General features: G+C 60.2%; 1 protein-coding gene and 1 pseudogene. Both read left to right on the top strand.

The window, feature by feature from the left end; all coding sequences use genetic code 11:
- Positions 1 to 104: pseudogene (locus tag NW852_RS02620) on the top strand (IS630 family transposase); the annotation flags it as partial.
- Positions 105 to 267: 163 nt separating this feature from the next.
- Positions 268 to 1,660: 23S rRNA (uracil(1939)-C(5))-methyltransferase RlmD (gene rlmD, locus NW852_RS02615; protein ID WP_414372793.1), on the top strand; the 1,393-nt coding region annotated here is incomplete at its 3' end.

Below are 1,660 nucleotides of genomic sequence, written 5' to 3'. Positions count from 1 at the left end.
CTTGAAAAAGCGAGGAATGACTCTAAAAAAAGACTTACCGCAGTGCGAGAGTCCAAGAAGATGAAGTGCAAAAAGAACGACTAGCTGATAGTCAAATGGTCAGAACTTGGGTCATGCTCCATCATTAGGAGCTATCCCCCCTACAGTATACGGTAGGGTATCTTGCGAAGGAGGCGCCACTTTGGCCACTTAAAGTTCCAGAGTAGCTTTCCTTCCCGCACTAAAGTGCGGGGCCTCCAGCTAACCTTCTGCGACCCACCTTCTTTCATGGAGCAACCAATCTCTTCCCTGGCACCTGATCCCATCAAGCCAGGGGATCTCCTATCCCTGGAGATCACTGACCTAACCCCCGAGGGCAATGGGATTGCCCATACGCTTGGCCACGGGCGGGGTCGGGTGGTGTTTGTGGCCCAAGGTGTGCCGGGGGATCGGGTGGTGGCCCAGGTCATTGAGATTAAGCGCAACTACCTGGTCGGGCGAATTCGTTCCCTCCTTGCTCCCTCGCCGCAGCGGGTGCGACCCGCTTGCATTGTGGCCGACAAGTGTGGTGGCTGTCAGTGGCAGCACGTCAGCTACGAGCAGCAGCTAGCCACCAAGCAGCAAATTCTCCGGGATGCCCTGGAGCGCATTGGCGGCCTTTCCCTGCCTGAGCCCGTCCCGATTTTGGGATCCCCGCAGCCGCTGCGCTACCGCAACAAGGTCACCTACCCCATCGCCAAAGCAGAGGGCCAGCCGTTGCGCATGGGCTACTACCGACCGGGCAGCCACCGCCTGGTGAACCTCAACCAATGCCCTGTGCAGGACGAGCGGCTGGATGTGTTCCTAAGGGAAATAAAGCAGGATCTGCAGGAAACTGGCTGGAGCGTGTATGACGAAAGCCGCCACCAGGGCCACCTGCGCCATCTGGGCTTGCGCATTGGCCGCCGCACCCGTGAGGTGCTCCTCACCTTGGTCAGTTGCAGCCGCGACCTGCCCCATCTGGAAAGGTGGGCCCAGCGCTGGCTGCAGCGCTACCCTGACCTGGTGGGGGTCTGTCTTAACCTCAACCCGGCCCGCACCAACGTCATCTTTGGCCCGCAAACGGAGGTCATTGCCGGGCGGGGATCCCTGCGGGAAGAATTGGCCGGTCTTTCCTTTTGGATTGACAGCACCTCCTTCTTTCAGGTCAACACGGAGCAGGCGGAGGCCTTTTTTACCTGGATAGTGGATCAGCTCCAGCTGCGTGGCGAAGAGATCGTCCTAGACGCCTACTGCGGCATCGGCACCCTAACCTTGCTCTTGGCCCGGCGGGCCAAACGGGCGATAGGGGTGGAAGTCCTGCCGGCGGCGGTGGCCCAGGCCCGCTACAATGCCCAGTTCAACGGCATCGCCTCGGCCCAATTTTTCCAGGGCACAGTAGAAGCGGTTTTGCCGACTCTGCCTCCTGCCGATATCGTGGTGTTGGACCCGCCGCGGCGCGGCTGCGACCTGCAGGTGCTCGAGATCCTGAAGCAGCGACAACCTCAGCGCATCGTCTACATTAGCTGTCACCCTGCCACCTTGGCGCGCGACCTGCAAATCCTGATGGCCGAGGGATCCTACCGCCTAACCCAATGGCGAGCCGCTGACTTCTTTCCCCAAACGGGCCATGTCGAGGGAGTGGTCTTTTTGGAGCGGGTCT

This window comes from Synechococcus sp. H60.1 (assembly GCF_047462335.1).
Classification (GTDB): domain Bacteria; phylum Cyanobacteriota; class Cyanobacteriia; order Thermostichales; family Thermostichaceae; genus Thermostichus.
Note: the sequence above shows the minus strand (reverse complement) of the source record. Positions and strands in the feature narration are given on the sequence as shown.